This window comes from Kumtagia sp. (assembly GCF_059502445.1).
This window is the reverse complement of sequence record NZ_JCACER010000024.1, coordinates 40,357-55,785: the sequence shown is the minus strand read 5'-3', so window position 1 is coordinate 55,785 and position 15,429 is coordinate 40,357. Positions and strand designations below refer to the sequence as shown.

17 protein-coding genes are annotated in these 15,429 nt (G+C 66.5%); 5 read left to right on the top strand and 12 right to left on the bottom strand.

Going from position 1 to position 15,429, the window contains the following annotated elements; all coding sequences use genetic code 11:
* Positions 1-2 precede the first annotated feature (2 nt).
* Complete coding sequence (locus AC5JDC_RS10465) at positions 3-596, top strand: GNAT family N-acetyltransferase (protein WP_495841300.1); 594 nt, start codon at positions 3-5, stop codon at positions 594-596.
* Between the two features lie 60 nt (positions 597-656).
* Complete coding sequence (locus tag AC5JDC_RS10460) at positions 657-3,479, top strand: EAL domain-containing protein (RefSeq protein WP_165816030.1); 2,823 nt, start codon at positions 657-659, stop codon at positions 3,477-3,479.
* Here AC5JDC_RS10460 and AC5JDC_RS10455 read toward each other — a convergent pair.
* Positions 3,470-4,075: a YqgE/AlgH family protein gene (locus tag AC5JDC_RS10455; RefSeq protein ID WP_106771598.1), complete on the bottom strand. Its 606-nt coding sequence runs from the start codon at positions 4,073-4,075 to the stop codon at positions 3,470-3,472. The genes AC5JDC_RS10460 and AC5JDC_RS10455 overlap by 10 nt on opposite strands.
* 147 nt (positions 4,076-4,222) lie before the next feature.
* On the opposite strand from AC5JDC_RS10455, the gene AC5JDC_RS10450 reads away from it, so the two are divergent.
* From AC5JDC_RS10450 to AC5JDC_RS10440, 3 genes are all read left to right on the top strand, one after another.
* Positions 4,223-5,026 carry a protein-disulfide reductase DsbD domain-containing protein gene (locus AC5JDC_RS10450; protein WP_495841299.1) on the top strand — a complete coding sequence of 268 codons (804 nt, stop codon included), beginning with the start codon at positions 4,223-4,225 and terminating at the stop codon, positions 5,024-5,026.
* 71 nt (positions 5,027-5,097) lie between these two features.
* On the top strand, positions 5,098-5,580 hold the full coding sequence (locus AC5JDC_RS10445) for a peroxiredoxin (protein WP_106771599.1): 483 nt from the start codon (positions 5,098-5,100) through the stop codon (positions 5,578-5,580).
* The gene (locus AC5JDC_RS10440; RefSeq protein WP_495841298.1) at positions 5,580-6,056 is read left to right on the top strand and encodes a DUF2938 domain-containing protein; all 477 of its coding nucleotides are present in this window, start codon (positions 5,580-5,582) and stop codon (positions 6,054-6,056) included. The genes AC5JDC_RS10445 and AC5JDC_RS10440 overlap by 1 nt, the downstream gene beginning before the upstream one ends.
* Positions 6,057-6,066: 10 nt before the next feature.
* Here AC5JDC_RS10440 and rnhA read toward each other — a convergent pair whose 3' ends face one another.
* The 11 genes from rnhA to coxB all read right to left on the bottom strand — a co-directional run bounded on the left by rnhA (position 6,067) and on the right by coxB (position 15,192).
* Positions 6,067-6,585, bottom strand: coding sequence for a ribonuclease HI (rnhA, locus tag AC5JDC_RS10435; RefSeq protein WP_495841297.1), 519 nt, complete (start codon positions 6,583-6,585; stop codon positions 6,067-6,069).
* 1 nt (position 6,586) lies between these two features.
* On the bottom strand, positions 6,587-7,546 hold the full coding sequence (locus AC5JDC_RS10430; RefSeq protein ID WP_495841296.1) for a homoserine kinase: 960 nt from the start codon (positions 7,544-7,546) through the stop codon (positions 6,587-6,589).
* Positions 7,546-8,556: a 4-hydroxy-3-methylbut-2-enyl diphosphate reductase gene (ispH, locus tag AC5JDC_RS10425; protein ID WP_106771603.1), complete on the bottom strand. Its 1,011-nt coding sequence runs from the start codon at positions 8,554-8,556 to the stop codon at positions 7,546-7,548. Before ispH ends, AC5JDC_RS10430 begins: the two co-directional genes overlap by 1 nt.
* A gap of 97 nt (positions 8,557-8,653) precedes the next feature.
* Positions 8,654-9,400 (bottom strand): SURF1 family protein, encoded by a 747-nt coding sequence (locus AC5JDC_RS10420; protein ID WP_106771604.1) that lies wholly within the window; start codon positions 9,398-9,400, stop codon positions 8,654-8,656.
* Positions 9,401-9,404: 4 nt separating this feature from the next.
* Positions 9,405-9,791 carry a DUF983 domain-containing protein gene (locus tag AC5JDC_RS10415; protein ID WP_495841295.1) on the bottom strand — a complete coding sequence of 129 codons (387 nt, stop codon included), beginning with the start codon at positions 9,789-9,791 and terminating at the stop codon, positions 9,405-9,407.
* Between the two features lie 143 nt (positions 9,792-9,934).
* Positions 9,935-10,825, bottom strand: coding sequence for a cytochrome c oxidase subunit 3 (locus AC5JDC_RS10410; protein WP_106771605.1), 891 nt, complete (start codon positions 10,823-10,825; stop codon positions 9,935-9,937).
* Positions 10,826-10,828: 3 nt separating this feature from the next.
* Entirely contained in the window at positions 10,829-11,449 is a 621-nt protein-coding gene (locus AC5JDC_RS10405; RefSeq protein WP_106771606.1) for a cytochrome c oxidase assembly protein, read from the bottom strand.
* A 3-nt stretch (positions 11,450-11,452) separates the two neighbouring features.
* Positions 11,453-11,608, bottom strand: a complete 156-nt coding sequence (locus tag AC5JDC_RS10400; RefSeq protein ID WP_165816023.1) for a cytochrome c oxidase system small membrane protein — start codon at positions 11,606-11,608, stop codon at positions 11,453-11,455.
* A gap of 6 nt (positions 11,609-11,614) precedes the next feature.
* Positions 11,615-12,559 carry a heme o synthase gene (locus tag AC5JDC_RS10395; protein WP_495841294.1) on the bottom strand — a complete coding sequence of 315 codons (945 nt, stop codon included), beginning with the start codon at positions 12,557-12,559 and terminating at the stop codon, positions 11,615-11,617.
* 71 nt (positions 12,560-12,630) lie between these two features.
* Entirely contained in the window at positions 12,631-14,283 is a 1,653-nt protein-coding gene (gene ctaD, locus AC5JDC_RS10390) for a cytochrome c oxidase subunit I (protein ID WP_106771608.1), read from the bottom strand.
* Positions 14,284-14,322: 39 nt separating this feature from the next.
* Positions 14,323-15,192, bottom strand: a complete 870-nt coding sequence (gene coxB, locus AC5JDC_RS10385) for a cytochrome c oxidase subunit II (RefSeq protein ID WP_495841293.1) — start codon at positions 15,190-15,192, stop codon at positions 14,323-14,325.
* Positions 15,193-15,429: the final 237 nt, after the last annotated feature.

The window sequence follows — 15,429 nt, the reverse complement described above, 5'->3', positions numbered from 1 at the left end:
GCATGATCGCGCTTCCCTTCTTCCGCCGCGACTTTCCGTCGCTGAAGAGTGAACGTGTCGTCCTGCGCATGCCGGCCTCCGGCGACTATCGCGAATGGGCGGCGCTGCGCGCCGAAAGCCGCCGTTTCCTCGAGCCGTGGGAGCCGCGCTGGGCCAGCGACGAACTCGACTGGCCGTCCTGGCGCCAGCGGCTCCACCGCTACCGCGAGGACTTCCACCAGGGCATCGGCGTCGGCTTCTTCATCTTCGAGGCCTCCTCCTGCAAGCTGATGGGCGGCATCACCATAGGCAATGTCCGCTACGGCGTCTCGCAGAGCGGCCAGATCGGCTACTGGATCGGCGAGCGCTACGCCGGCAAGGGCTACATGCCCGAGGCGCTGCGCCTTGTCGCCGGCTACGCCTTCGATACGCTTCGGTTGCACCGCATCGAGGCCGCCTGTATTCCCGACAACACACGATCCATCCGCGTGCTTGAAAAAGCCGGATTCCAGCGCGAGGGACTGCTGCGATCCTATCTCAGGATCAACGGCATCTGGCACGACCACTATCTCTACGCCCTGATCGCCGACGATCGCGGCGCCGCCCTGAAGGACTGATTGTTGCAGTTTTCCATCCGATACCTGATCGCCCTTCTGGGCGCGGTGCTGCTCAGCCTGATGGCTGTCGCGCCGGGCTATGCCATCGAGCCGATCAAGATCGCGCGCGACGACGTGGCGCTGGACCTTTCCGGCGCGCTGGAGATCCATCGCAGCCAGGGCCAGAACTTCCAGGTCTCGACGGCGCCCGGCCCCGACGGCATCGTGCGGCGCATCGAGGTGGAGGCCAAGGACGCGGCATCGGGCGACTGGGCCGTCTTCGCGCTCGCCAACACCACCGACCAGCAGATCGACAAGCTGATCGTGGCGCCGCATTTCAGGCTGGTGAATTCCGGCCTGTTCTGGCCCGATCTCGGCTCGAGCCGCATCGCCGCCATCACTCCCAGCGAAGGCTTTGCGCTGGACCGGCAGGTCAGCCCGGACGCCGACGTCTTCCAGGTCACTCTGGACCCCGGCGCCGTGGTGACCTTCGTGGCCGAGCTGGCGTCGCCGCGCCTGCCGCAGGTCTATCTGTGGGCGCCCGACGCCTACAAGGACTCCATCAATTCCTACACGCTCTACCGCGGCATCGTCATCGGCATCGCCGGCCTGCTGGCGCTGTTCCTGACCATCCTGTTCGTCGTCAAGGGAACCTCGATGTTCCCGGCCACGGCGGCACTCTCCTGGGCGGTTCTCGCCTATATCTGCGTCGATTTCGGCTTCGTCAACGAGGTGATCGAGATCACGCCGGGCAGCCAGCAGATCTGGCGGGCCGGAACGGAAGTGGCGCTGGCGACCACCTTCGTGGTGTTCCTGTTCGCCTATCTCAACCTCAACCGATGGCACGGCCATTTCAGCTATGGCGCGCTGCTGTGGATCGCCGGGCTGGCGCTGATCGCCGGCGTCGCCGTCGTCGACCCGGCGGTCGCGGCCGGCACGGCGCGCGTCTCCTTCGCAGCCACGGCGGCGGTCGGGCTCGGGCTGATCGTCATGCTCGGCTTCCGCGGCTACGACCGCGCCATTATGCTGGTGCCGAGCTGGGTCATGGTGCTCGCCTGGATGACGGCGTCGTGGATGGCGATCACCGGCGTCCTCAACAACGACATCGTGCAGCCGGCGCTGGGCGGCGGCCTGGTGCTGATCATCCTGTTGATCGGCTTCACCGTCATCCAGCACGCCTTCGCCGGCGGCGCCCTGCACCAGGGCCTGTTCAGCGATCTCGAGCGGCAGGCGCTGGCCGTCGCCGGATCCGGCGACACCGTGTGGGACTGGGACGTGCTGCGCGACCGGGTGACGACGCGCCCCGATGTCAGCCTGCCGCTCGGCCTCTCGCCCAACGCGCTCGGCGGCCCCGCCCGCACCTGGCTGCCGGTGCTGCACGCCGACGACCGCGACAGCTTCCGCACCACGCTCGACGTGGTGCTGGAGCACCGGCGCGGGCGCGTGATGCAGCATTTCCGCCTGCGCGGCGCCGACGGCCACTATCACTGGTTCGCCCTCAAGGCGCGGCCGGTGGTGGGATCGGACGGCGAGGTCATCCGCTGCGTCGGCACCCTGGTCGACATCACCGAGCAGAAGAAGTCGGAGGAGCGGCTGCTGCAGGACGCCGTGCACGACAATCTCACCGGCCTGCCCAACCGCGAGCTGTTCCTGACCCGGCTGGAAACGGTGATCTCCATCGCCAAGACCGAGGAGACGGTGCGCCCGACCGTGCTCGTCATCGACATCGACCGCTTCAAGCAGGTCAATGACGGCCTCGGCATCTCCGCCGGCGACACCATCCTGCTGACCATCGCGCGCCGCCTGCACAGGCTGCTGAAGCCGGCCGACGCGCTGTCGCGCTTCTCCGGCGACCAGTTCGCCTTCATGCTCCTGTCCGAGCAGGATCCGGCCCGCATCGCCGCCTTCGCCGATTCGATCAAGCAGGCGATCCGCACGCCCGTGAACTTCGCGAAGCGCGAGATCATCCTCACCGCCTCGGTCGGCCTCGTCACCTGGACGACGACACAAGGCACCGCTGCCGACATGGTCAAGGACGCCGAGCTCGCCATGCAGCAGGCGAAGCGTTTCGGCGGCGACCGTATCGAGCCGTTCCGCCCGGCCTTCCGCTCCGTCGGAACCGATCGGCTGCAGCTCGAATCCGACCTGCACCGTGCCGTCGAGCGCAAGGAGCTGACGCTCGTCTACCAGCCGATCGTGCGGCTGGAGGACCGTTCCGTCGCCGGCTTCGAGGCGCTGCTCAGATGGGAGCATCCGCGCCGCGGCGCCATCCCGCCCTCCGACTTCATCCCGGTCGCCGAAAACAGCGGGCTGATCGTCCAGCTCGGCCTGTTCGCCATGCAGCGGGCCGCGGAGGACCTGGCGTCCTGGCAGACGCAGATCGGCGAGACGCCGCTGTCGGTCTCGGTCAACCTGTCAAGCCGGCAGCTTCTGCGCCGCGACCTCGTCAGCGACGTGCGCTCGGTGGTGGCACGCGCCAACATCAAGCCGATCTGCTTCCGCCTGGAGCTCACCGAGTCGCTGGTGATGGACAATCCCGAGCAGAGCGCGCACGTGCTCGCAAAGCTGAAGAAGCTCGGCATCGGCCTGTCGATCGACGATTTCGGCACCGGCTATTCGTCGCTCTCCTATCTCACCCGCTTCCCGTTCGACACGATCAAGATCGACAAGAGCTTCCTGGAGGACCCCTCCCCCAAGCGCGCGGTGCTGCTGAAGTCCATGGTCAGCATGGCGCACGAGCTCGGCATGGCGGTGGTGGCGGAAGGCATTTCGGACGAACGCGACGCGCTGGAGCTCAGGCAGATGGGCTGCGAGTTCGTGCAGAGCTACATGTTCGGCGCGCCGATGCCGGCCGATGCGGCGCTGAAGATGCTGAAGGAGCAGTACCCGGCCGTTCAGGCGTGACCGGCGACCGGGCTGAGATGCGCGAGGTCGATGCCGAGCGAGGCGATCACACGGTCGTATTTCCGGTCCATGTCGGCATCGAACAGGAGATCCGGACCGGCCGGGCAGGTCAGCCAGCCGTTCTCCTGAATCTCCCTTTCGAGCTGGCCGGCGCCCCAGCCGGAATAGCCGAGCGCCATCAGCGCCTGTCTCGGCCCCCTTCCCTTCGAGATGGCGCGCAATATGTCGATGGTGGCCGTAAGACAGATGTCCTGCGACACCGGCAGCGAGGATTCGACCCGATAATCGCCGGTGTGCAGCACGAAGCCGCGGCTGCGATCGACCGGCCCGCCGTTGCGCACGACGAAATTGCGCGCGGAATCGGGCAGTCTGATCGCCTCGCGCTCGTCCATCAGGCCGAGCTGGACGAGCAGGTCGGGAAACAGCATCTGCTGGGCCTGGTTGATGATAAGCCCCATCGCCCCTTCCTCGCTGTGGGCGCAGACATAGATGACTGCGCGGGCGAAACGGTCGTCCTTCATCCCGGGCATGGCGATCAGGAAATGCCCGTCGAGGAAACCGCGCTTGGCCGAGGCTTTGTGCTTCAGGATGTCCATGCCCCAAAGTAACGTTTTTTTCGCCCGCTTGAAAGACGGCTTTGCAGAGGCTAAGCGCCGGCGGCCTGATTCGAGTCACGTAAAAATGACCCTGAGGCGACGACCCGGGCCATTGCAAATGGCCGGCCGCATCGGCAAACCCGCGCCATGAAGATGCTCCGCCCACTGGCGGCCTCGGCCGCCGCTTCGTTTCTGCTGTGCGGTGGCGCGCTCGCCTCGTCGAGCCCGTGGATCGAGGTCGAGGGCGGAAGCGTGCGGCTGGTGACCAGCGGCAGGCCGGATGCCGAGGGGCGGCTGCAGGGGGTTCTCGACATAAAGCTGTCGCCGGGCTGGAAGACCTACTGGCGCGATCCCGGCGCCGCCGGCGTGCCGCCGACGATCGACATCTCCACCAGCCGCAACGTCGTCGGCGCGTCGCTCGACTTCCCGGCTCCCGAGCGCCACCACGACGGCACCTTTTCCTGGGCCGGCTACAGCCGGCCCGTTGGACTTCCCGTCACCTTTCAGCTCGACGATCCGACGCTGCCGGCGACCGTCGGCGCCACCATCTTCCTCGGCATATGCGAGACCATCTGCGTTCCGGTGAAGGCGACGCTGGCGCTCGACCCCGACGCCGATCCCGACAATCCCGACGACGTGGCGCTGGTCTCCTCCGCCCGCGCCGGCCTGCCCGCCCCGGCGACGCCGGACTTCGGCGTCCGCGTGGTCGGCATGGAAGGCAAGAATCTCGTGGTCGAGGCCAATTTTCCCGGATCGGCGGACGGCGCCGACCTCTTCGTCGCCGCCGACAACGGCTACGCCTTCGAGGAGCCGAAAAAATCCGAGAGGGATGGCCGGACCTATTTCACCATCCCCGCCGTTCGGCCGGACACGCCGCCGGAGGGCGACGGGCTGCACTATACGCTGGTGACCGCGGGCGGCGCCGTCAGCGGCATCCTTCCCTATTTCTGAAGGAGCCGATTGCGGAGCCGACGGTTAGCGCGTAATCGGTCCAGGTATTTCCCAGAGGACGGAGAGACAGGATGACGATCACGGTCGGCGAAAAACTGCCGGAAGCCAGCTTCAAGGTCATGACGGCGGACGGCGCCAAGACGCTGACCACGGCGGACGTGTTCTCGGGCAAGAAGGTCGTGCTGTTCGCCGTGCCCGGCGCCTTCACCCCGACCTGCAGCAACAACCACCTGCCCGGCTACCTGGAGAACCGCGACGCCATCCTGTCGCGCGGCGTCGACACCATCGCGGTCGTCGCCGTCAACGACCAGTTCGTCATGGCCGCATGGGCGCGCTTCTCCGGCGCGGAGGACAAGATCCTGTTCCTGGCCGACGGCAGCGGCGACTTCGTCAGGGCGATCGGCCTCGACGCCGATTTCAGCGCCAACGGCATGGGCCTGCGCTCCAAGCGCTTCTCGATGATCGTCGACGACGGCAAAGTCACCCAGCTCAATGTCGAGACCCAGTCGGGCGTCAGCGAGTCGGGCGCGGCAAAGATCCTCGAGCAGCTCTGATGGCCGACATGCTGTGGCGCGCCGTGGCGATCGGGATCGGCGCCACCGCCCTGATGGATATATGGGCGATCCTGCTGAACCGGCTGTTCGGCCTCGGCCTGCCGAAATGGGATCTCGTCGGCCGCTGGGTCTGGCACCTCGGCGGCAAGGTCTTTCACGACGACATCGGCAAGGCGGCGCCCTACAAGCATGAGCTGGCGCTTGGCTGGGCGTTCCACTATGCCGTCGGCATCCTCTACGGCATCGTCCTGGTGGCGTTCGTCGGGTCCGGCTGGCTTGCCGCGCCGACCTTCCTGCCGGCCTTCATCCTCGGCATCGTCACCGTCGGCGCCGGCTGGTTCCTGCTGGCGCCCGGCATGGGCGGCGGCTGGGCCGCCTCGAAACACCCCAACCCGACGCAGGCGCGGGCGCTCAACCTGGTCGCCCACACCGTCTTCGCCCTCGGCCTTTTCGGCACGGCGTTGCTGATTCGGTGAAGCGGCGGCCTCAATAGCTCTGCGTCGAGCGCCGCGGCTTTCGCGGCGCCGGCCGCGCAGCTGCGGCCAGCGGATCGGCGGGCCGCAACGGCTTCTTCTTGAACGGCGCCATGCCCATGCGGGCGAGTTCGTCGGCGCGCTCGTTCTCCGGATGGCCGGCATGGCCCTTGACCCAGTGCCACGTCACCTTGTGGCGGCGCGTCGCCTCGTCCAGCGCCTGCCACAGCTCGGCATTCTTCACCGGCTGCCTCGACGCGGTCTTCCAGCCGTTCTTCTTCCAGCCGTGGATCCAGCCGGAGATGCCGTCGCGCACGTAGTTGCTGTCGGTATAGAGGTCGACCGTGCAGGGCTCTTTCAGGGCGTTCAGCCCTTCGATCGCCGCCATCAGTTCCATGCGGTTGTTGGTGGTGGCCGCCTCGCCGCCCGACAGTTCCTTGACGGTGTCGTTGAAGCGCAGGATGGCGCCCCAGCCGCCGGGGCCGGGGTTGCCCGAGCAGGCGCCGTCGGTGAAGATCTCGATCTGCTTCATGTCAGAACCCGTATTCGGCGGCGGAGCGGATGTTGCGGTGGAAGCGCAGGCGCCGCACGAATTCCAGCGGGTCGCGCTTCTGCACCAGGGCGCCGTCGGGAATGGTCAGCCAGTCGTAGAGCCTGGTCAGCATGAAGCGCAGTGCCGAGCCGCGCGCCAGAAGCGGCAGTGCTTCGACCTCCGCCTGCTCCAGCGGCCGCACCGAGCGGTAGCCGGCGAGCAGCGCCGTGCTCTTGGTGAGGTTGTAGGAATGATCCTTCTCGAAGCACCAGGCGTTGAGGCAGGTGGCGAGATCGTAGGCGTAGAAGTCGTTGCAGGCGAAGTAAAAATCGATCAGACCCGACAGTTTTTCGCCAAGGAAGAACACATTATCGGGGAAAAGATCGGCATGAATGATGCCTGAAGGCAGGTTTTCGGGCCAGTTTCGCTCGAGCTCGGCGAAGTCGCGGTCGACCTCGGCGACAAGGCCGGGCTCGACCCCGTCGGCGCGGTCGCGGGCGCCGGCCCACAGCTTTCGCCAGCCGTCGATCTGCAGCGCGTTCGGCCGCGTCAGCGGGAAATCGGCGCCGGCGATGTGCATGGCGGCAAGCGCCCTGCCGACCTCGCGGCATTGCGCAACGGTCGGGCGGCGCATCCACATGCCTTCAAGGAAGGTGATCAGCGCCGCCGCGCGCCCGGCCAACTCGCCGACCAGCGCGCCGTCCCTGCGGTGCACCGGCAGCGGGCAGACGATACCCTTCCTGGCCAGATGGTCCATCAGGCCGAGGAAGAACGGCAAATCCTGCCGCTCCACCCGCTTCTCGTAGAGGGTGAGGATATAGGCGCCGGAGGTCGTGTGGAGCAGGTAGTTCGAGTTCTCGGAACCCTCGGCGATGCCCTTGTAGGACAGCAGGTCGCCGACCGCGTAGTTGCGGAGGAACGCTGCCAGCTCGCCTTCCGAAACGTCGGTATAGACCGCCATCAGTTGCCGCCGTTCACGAAGGCCATGTCGGCCGCTGTCAGCTCGACGTCGCGCAGGGCCCGCATCACCGGAAAGTTCTCCAGTTCGGTCGCCGTCACGGCAAGGTCGAGCCTGACGTCGAAACGCTCGCGGAAGGCGTCGATGATCTCGCCGACGATGATCTCCGGCGCCGAGGCTCCTGCCGACAGGCCGACGGTGGCGACCGCGCCGATCTCGTCCCACGGGATTTCCGAGGCGCGCTGCACCAGCAGCGACATTTTCGCTCCGGCGCGCTCGGCGACCTCGACCAGCCGCTTGGAGTTGGACGAATTGGGGGCGCCTACGACGAGGAAGAGGTCGGCACCGGGCGCCGCCTCCTTGACCGCCTCCTGGCGGTTGGTGGTGGCATAGCAGATCGATTCGGCGGCGGGTGCCTTGAGGTCGGGAAAGCGCTGCTCCAGCGCCTTGAGCAGCCCAGCCGTGTCCTCGACCGACAGCGTCGTCTGGGTGACGAAGCCGAGGGCCGACGCATCCTCCGGCTCGAACCGGTCGATGTCGGCTTCCGTCTCGATCAGCGTGACGGCACCGGGCGGCAATTGCCCCATCGTGCCGATGACCTCCGGATGGCCGGCATGGCCGATGAGCAGAACATGGCGGCCGAGCCGCTGGTGGCGCATCGCCTGCTTGTGCACCTTGGATACCAGCGGGCAGGTCGCGTCGAGATAGAAGAGATTGCGCGCCACCGCGTCGGCCGGCACCGATTTCGGTACGCCGTGGGCCGAGAACACCACCGGCGCGTCGCGATGCTCGGCCGGGATTTCGTGGAGTTCCTCGATGAACACCGCGCCGAGCTGCTGCAGGCCCTCGACCACGTAGCGGTTGTGCACGATCTCGTGGCGCACATAGACCGGGGCGCCATATTTCTTCAGCGCCAGCACGACGATCTGGATGGCGCGGTCGACCCCCGCGCAGAAGCCGCGCGGCTGACAGAGCCGGATGGTGAGTGGTGGTTTGATCGGTAGGGCTGGCATGGCGGGTGGTTGCTTTCAGGCGCCGACTTGAAGGGTCGACCCCTGCCCTGTCAAGGGCCGCGACCTTCTGCCGACCAGCGATGCGCTACGCAAATCGTCACGGACGCTTGCGCCGGCCGTAGAGCCACAGCGCCGTGACGCCGGCCAGCGCCGCCGCCAGCCCGTACCAGGTCAGCGCGTATTGCAGGTGATTGTTGGGCAGGTCGATCATCGTCACCCCGCCGATCGGCAGGCCGCCCGGATTGGGCGTGCCGTCGGCATCGATGAAGAAGGGCAGGACGTCGGCGCGGCGCGGCAAATCGGCCGACCACGCCATGGCGTTCAGATCCTTCCAGTAGAAGACGTTCTTCCAGGGCTCGTTGTCCGGCACGATGGACGACGGTTTTGCCGGCAGCGGATTGCGGCCGAGTCCCTTCACCGTCACCTCGCCCTCGACCTGCGACGCCGGCCGCGAGGCCGCCTCCTTCAGCGCATAGGGCACGAAGCCGCGGTTGACGAAGACGAAGCGGTTGTAGGGCAGGCGCAGCGGCGTGTAGACATAGAAACCCGACTGCCCCTTGTGGGTCGCCAGGAAATGGCGCTCGCCGCTGTTGAGGAAGGTACCGCGCAGCTCCACCGGCCAGTAGTCGACGTCGCCGCTGCGGGCATAGCGCGCCTCGAGCGAATCGATCGAGATCGGCGGCTGGGCGATGCGGTCGTGGATGGTGGCGATCAGCCCTTCCTTCCAGTGCAGACGTTCCACCTGCCAGGTGCCCAGCGCGACCAGGGCGGCGAAGGCCAGCGCCGACAGGGCCACCAGCAGCCACGGGAACGGCCTGTCGTCTTGAACCGGGCCGACCGTCATGACACTACTCCGGCCGGTCGAGCCGACCTTCGGCCGCCTTGTTGCGATACTGCAGCGAAATCAGCATGCCCTTGATGAGACGCAGCGCCGAGAGACTTAGCGCTATCGTCAGCGGAATCCACAGCAGGAAATGCAGCCACAGCGGCGGGCCGTAGGAGACCTCCGTCCACAGCGCCAGGCCGACGACGACGAAGCCGACGATCAGGATGACGAAGACGGCCGGACCGTCGCCGGCATCGGCGAAGGAATAGTCGAGCCGGCAGACGCCGCAGGCCGGTGCGACCGTCAGGAAGCCGGAGAACAGACGGCCTTCGCCGCAGCGCGGGCAGCGCCCCTTCAGCCCGACGCTGAAAGGGTCGACCGGAGGCCAGTGCGCCTTGTCCTCGACCATGTCTATGTCTCCTGCGTGCGGCGTGAACGCGCCACCTGCCTCAGCGATCCAAATCCGGCGGATTTAGGAACGCGCGGCCTTCCGGAAAAGCAGAGGGGCGGCCATGCTGCCATGACCGCCCCTGTAGAAACCCTGTCCGGCCGTCAGTGGCCCGCCGCGATCGGCGCGCCGGAGGACGCCCACACATAGATGCAGGCGAACAGGAACAGCCAGACGACGTCGACGAAGTGCCAGTACCAGGCGGCCGCCTCGAAGCCGAAATGCTGCTTCGAGGTGAAGTCGCCGCGCATGGCGCGGATCAGGCAGACCAGCAGGAAGATGGTTCCGATGAAGACGTGGAAGCCATGGAAGCCGGTCGCCATGAAGAAGGTCGCGCCGTAGATGGAGTCGGCGAAGGCGAAGGGCGCATGCATGTACTCGTAGATCTGGACGAAGGAGAACAGCACGCCAAGCCCGACGGTCAGCACCAGGCCGTTGATGAGGCCCTTGCGGTCGTCATGCAGCAGCGCGTGGTGCGCCCAGGTGACCGTCGTGCCCGACAGCAGCAGGATGATGGTGTTGTAGAGCGGCAGATGGAAGGGATCGAGCACCTCGATGCCCTTCGGCGGCCAGACGCCGCCGGTGAACTCGGCGCGCGTCACCTGATGCACCTCGTTGGGGAACAGGCTGGCGTCGAAGAAGGCCCAGAACCAGGCGACGAAGAACATCACCTCGGAGGCGATGAACATGATCATGCCGTAGCGCAGGTGCAGCGACACCACACGGGTGTGGTGGCCCTCATGCGCTTCCTTGATGGTGTCCGACCACCAGCCATACATGGTGTAGAGGATCACCAGAAGCCCGATGGCGAAGATGAAGTAGCGGGCGCTGGCGAAGTCCATCCCGAAAAGATGAAGGCTGCCGCCCTTCAGGTACTGCATCCAGGCGACGCCGCCGAGGGCAGCGATCAGCGCCCCGACGGAACCCAGGAACGGCCACGGGCTGGGATCGATGATGTGGTAGTCGTGGTTCGGTTTCGCGTGCGCGTCTGCCATGTCTCAGCCCCCGATTTTTTCGTCGGCAGTTTTGCCCGTCTTGCCGGTCGCGGCGGCGGCCTTGGGGGCGGCCGGCTCGATCGGGAAGAAGGTGTAGGAAAGGGTGATGGTCTTCATGTTCTTCAGCTCGGGCACGTCTTCGATCGCCGGATCGACGTAGAAGACGACCGGCATGTCGATCGTTTCGCCCGCGTTGAGCGTGGTGTCGGTGAAGCAGAAGCACTCCACCTTGTTGAAATAGGCGCCGGCGAGCTCCGGCGTGACGTTGAAGGTGGCGCGGCCGGCCGACGGACGGTCGAACAGGTTGGTCGCCTTGTAGGCGATCTGCGTCGTCTCGCCGATCTTCATGGTGACGTCGCGCTGCACCGGCTGGAAGTCCCACGGCACGCCGCCGGCGACATTGGCGTCGAAGCGCACGGTGACGGTGCGGTCGAGCACCCGGTCGGAATACTGGGTGACGCGCTGGGTGGTGCCGCCGTAGCCGGTGATCTGGCAGAACATCGCGTAGAGCGGCACGGCGGCATAGGCCATGCCGACCATGCCGGCGAAGAAGGCCACGCACACGGCCGCCACCATGCGGTTCGACCGCTCGACGCGCGCATCCACGGGCTTCGCCTCGGCCATGCCTCAGAAGCTCCGCTCGATGACGGCCGGACCCATGCGCACCACGCTGACGGCGTAGACGACGACGACGAAGGCGACGAGCGCCAGCGCGATCGCGACCGAGCGGCTGCGGCGGGCCTTGAGCTGCGCCTCGGTGGGCTTGACGGTTTCGATTTCCATGACCAATCAGACTCCCGGCAGGCCGAACGCGCGTTCGGCGACGGTGTCCGCCAGATAGACGGCGAAGATCGCGAACAGATAGAGCAGCGAATAGGCGAACAGCAGCTTCGCCGGTCGCATCTCGCGGTCGCCGTCGGCCATGCGCAGCACCTTCCAGGCATACCAGACGAAGCCCGCGCCCAGCACCGCGGCAACCGCGCCATAGGGGGCGCCGGCATAGTCCAGCCACCAGGGCAGCAGGCCGACGATCGCGACGACGACCGAATAGGCGAATATCTGGCGCCGCGTCGAGGCCGCACCGGCGACGTTCGGCATCATCGGGATGCCGGCGCGGCCGTACTCGTCGGCCTTGAACAGCGCCAGCGCCCAGAAATGCGGCGGTGTCCACAGGAAGATGATGAGGAAGAGGATGACCGGCTCGAGCGTGACCGAGCCCGTCGCCGCGGCCCAGCCGATCACCGGCGGGAAGGCGCCGGCGGCACCGCCGATGACGATGTTCTGCGGCGTCCAGCGCTTCAGCCACATCGTGTAGATGACGGCGTAGAAGAAGATGGTGAAGGCAAGCAGCGAGGCGGCCAGCCAGTCGATGAGGAAGCCCAGCGCCATGACCGACAGGACCGACAGCACCAGGCCGAAGGCCAGCGCCTCGCCCGGCTTGACCCGGCCGGCCGGCACTGGCCGGCTCGCGGTGCGCCGCATCAGCGCGTCGATATCGGCGTCGTACCACATGTTCAGCGCGCCCGAGGCGCCGGCGCCGATGGCGATCGAAAGGATCGCGGTGAGCGCGATGAAGGGATTGACGGCCACGGGTGCCGCGACCATTCCGACGAAGGCGGTGAAGACCACAAGCGACATCACGCGCGGCTTGAGCAGCGCGAAGAAGTCACCGGCGGTCGCTTCCGACATGCCGGCGCCGCGGTCCTCCAGAATGGTCCTGTTCAAGAAAGCCATGCGTACGAAATTCGCTTTCCGTTTGGCTGCCGCCGCCGGTCGCCCGGCGGCGGAATGTCATTGCAGCGCCGTTACTTGATCTTCGGCAGCTGCTCCCACTGGTGGTAGGGCGGCGGCGAGGAGAGCTGCCACTCCAGCGTCGTCGCGCCCTCGCCCCACGGGTTGGCGCCGGCGACACGCTTCTTGGAGAACGCCTCGAAGACGCCGAACAGGAAGATCAGCACGCCGATGGCGGCGATGTAGGAGCCGTAGGACGAAACCATGTTCCAGCCCGCATAGGCATCGGGATAGTCGATGTAGCGGCGCGGCATGCCGGCCAGGCCGAGGAAATGCTGCGGGAAGAACACCAGGTTGACGCCGATGAAGGTCACCCAGAAATGGGTGCGGGCGATCAGCGGCGAGTACATGTAGCCGGTCATCTTCGGGAACCAGTAGTACCAGCCCGCGAAGATGGCGAAGACGGCGCCGAGCGACAGCACGTAGTGGAAGTGCGCCACCACGTAATAGGTGTCGTGCAGCGAGCGGTCGAGGCCGGCATTGGCGAGCTGCACGCCGGTGACGCCGCCCACGGTGAACAGGAAGATGAAGCCGATCGCCCACAGCATGGGGGTGCGCATCGAGATCGAGCCGCCCCACATGGTGGCGATCCACGAGAAGATCTTCACGCCCGTCGGCACCGCGATCACCATGGTCGCGAACACGAAGTAGCGCTGCGTGTCGAGCGAGATGCCGGTGGTGTACATGTGGTGGGCCCACACGACGAAGCCGACCGCGCCGATCGCCACCATGGCGTAGGCCATGCCGAGATAGCCGAAGATCGGCTTTCTCGAGAAGGTCGAGACGATGTGGCTGACAATGCCGAAGCCCGGCAGGATCAGGATGTAGACCTCGGGGTGACCGAAGAACCAGAACAGGTGCTGGAACAGGATCGGGTCACCGCCGCCGTCCGGCGCGAAGAAGGTCGTGCCGAAATTGCGGTCCGTCAGCAGCATGGTGATGGCGCCCGCCAGCACCGGCAGCGACAGCAGCAACAGGAAGGCGGTGATCAGCACCGACCAGGCGAACAGCGGCATCTTGTGCAGCGTCATGCCGGGCGCGCGCATGTTGAAGATGGTGGTGATGAAGTTGATGGCGCCGAGGATCGACGAAGCGCCGGCGATGTGCAGCGCCAGGATCGCCAGGTCCATGGCCGGTCCGGGCTGGCCGGAGGTCGAGAGCGGCGGGTAGATCGTCCAGCCGCCGCCGACGCCGTAGCCGCCGGTCGGGCCGGGCACGAACATGGAGAGCAGCAGCAGCAGGAAGGCCGGCGGCAGCAGCCAGAAGGAGATGTTGTTCATGCGCGGGAACGCCATGTCCGGGGCGCCGATCATGATCGGCACCATCCAGTTGGCGAAGCCGCCGATCAGCGCCGGCATGACCATGAAGAAGATCATGATCAGCGCATGGCCGGTGGTGAACACGTTGAACATGTGCTTGCCGCCGTCGATGGCGGCGTCGCCCTCGAAGCCGTAGACCATCTGGGCGAGACCGGTGAAGATCTGGATGCCCGGCTCGGCGAGCTCCCAGCGCATCATCACTGACAGGAAGCCGCCGATGATGCCGGCGCAGATCGCGAAGATCAGGTAGAGCGTGCCGATGTCCTTGTGGTTGGTCGAATAGACCCAGCGGACCCAACCGCGCGGCTTGTGGTCGTGATGGTCTTCGTGAGCTGCAGCGCCTGCCATGTTCCGCTCCGTTCCCTAATTTCTGCCTGCGCTACGCGCTCAGTTGCCCGCCACCGCGACCGACGGCGCGCCGTCGACGGCGGCCATCAGCGCCCGGTTGGCGCCGTTGAGGTCGGTGCGGGCTGCCGTCAGCCAGGTGTTGTACTGCTCGTCCGAGACGACGCGGATCGCGATCGGCATGAAGGCGTGGTCCTTGCCGCAGAGCTCGGAGCACTGGCCGTAATAGAGCCCCTCCTTGCGCGCGTTGAACCAGATCTCGTTGATGCGGCCCGGCACCGCGTCCGTCTTGATGCCGAAGGCCGGCATGGCGAAGGCATGGATGACGTCGGCGGCGGTGACCAGCACGCGCACGGTGGCGTTGACCGGAACGACAACCTCGTTGTCGACGGCGAGCAGCCGCGGATACCTGGCCCTGTCCTCCTTGCCGGCGGCGGCCCGGTCGGCGTCCTGGAGAATTGCCGAATTGAAGGAAAGCGGCTCGTCGACCTGGTATTCGTAGTCCCAGTTCCACTGGTTGCCAGTCGCCTTGATGGTGATGCTGGCCTCTTCCGGCGGGTTGTACTGGGCGGTCAGCAACTGGAAGGACGGCACGGCGATGAACAGCAGCACGACGACCGGGCCGACCGTCCAGATGACCTCGATCAAGGTGTTGTGGCTGGTCCGCGACGGGACCGGATTGGCGCTCGCCCGGAACTTGACGATGCAGTAGGCGAGCAGCCCCAGAACCAGGACGGTGATCGGGACGATGAACCAGAGCGTCCAGACCTCGAACCACTCGATCTGCTCCATGATGCCGGTCGCGGCTTCCTGGAAACGCCACTGCCAGGGATGCGGCTGGTCGGCAAAGGCGGCGGCCGCCGAACCAAGGATGAGCGCCAACGTCCCGGCACCGGTCACAAGTCTCTTCATTGCCCTCTTCACTCCCGCTTCGACGCCCGTCGCGCATCGGCATGGTTCGACCGCCGGAAAGGGAATCCCGGCGCCGTTCGGCTGGTTCAAACCATACTCTGTTTCCGACCGCAAGGAAGGAGCACCGGGTGGCATGCGGCATTTTTGCGCGCGATGCGGGCGCCGTTCCGGCGGCTCCCGCGACCACCGACGGCACCGCCGGGGGAGCCACCGCGCGGCATGCGGGGCGCTGCGCTG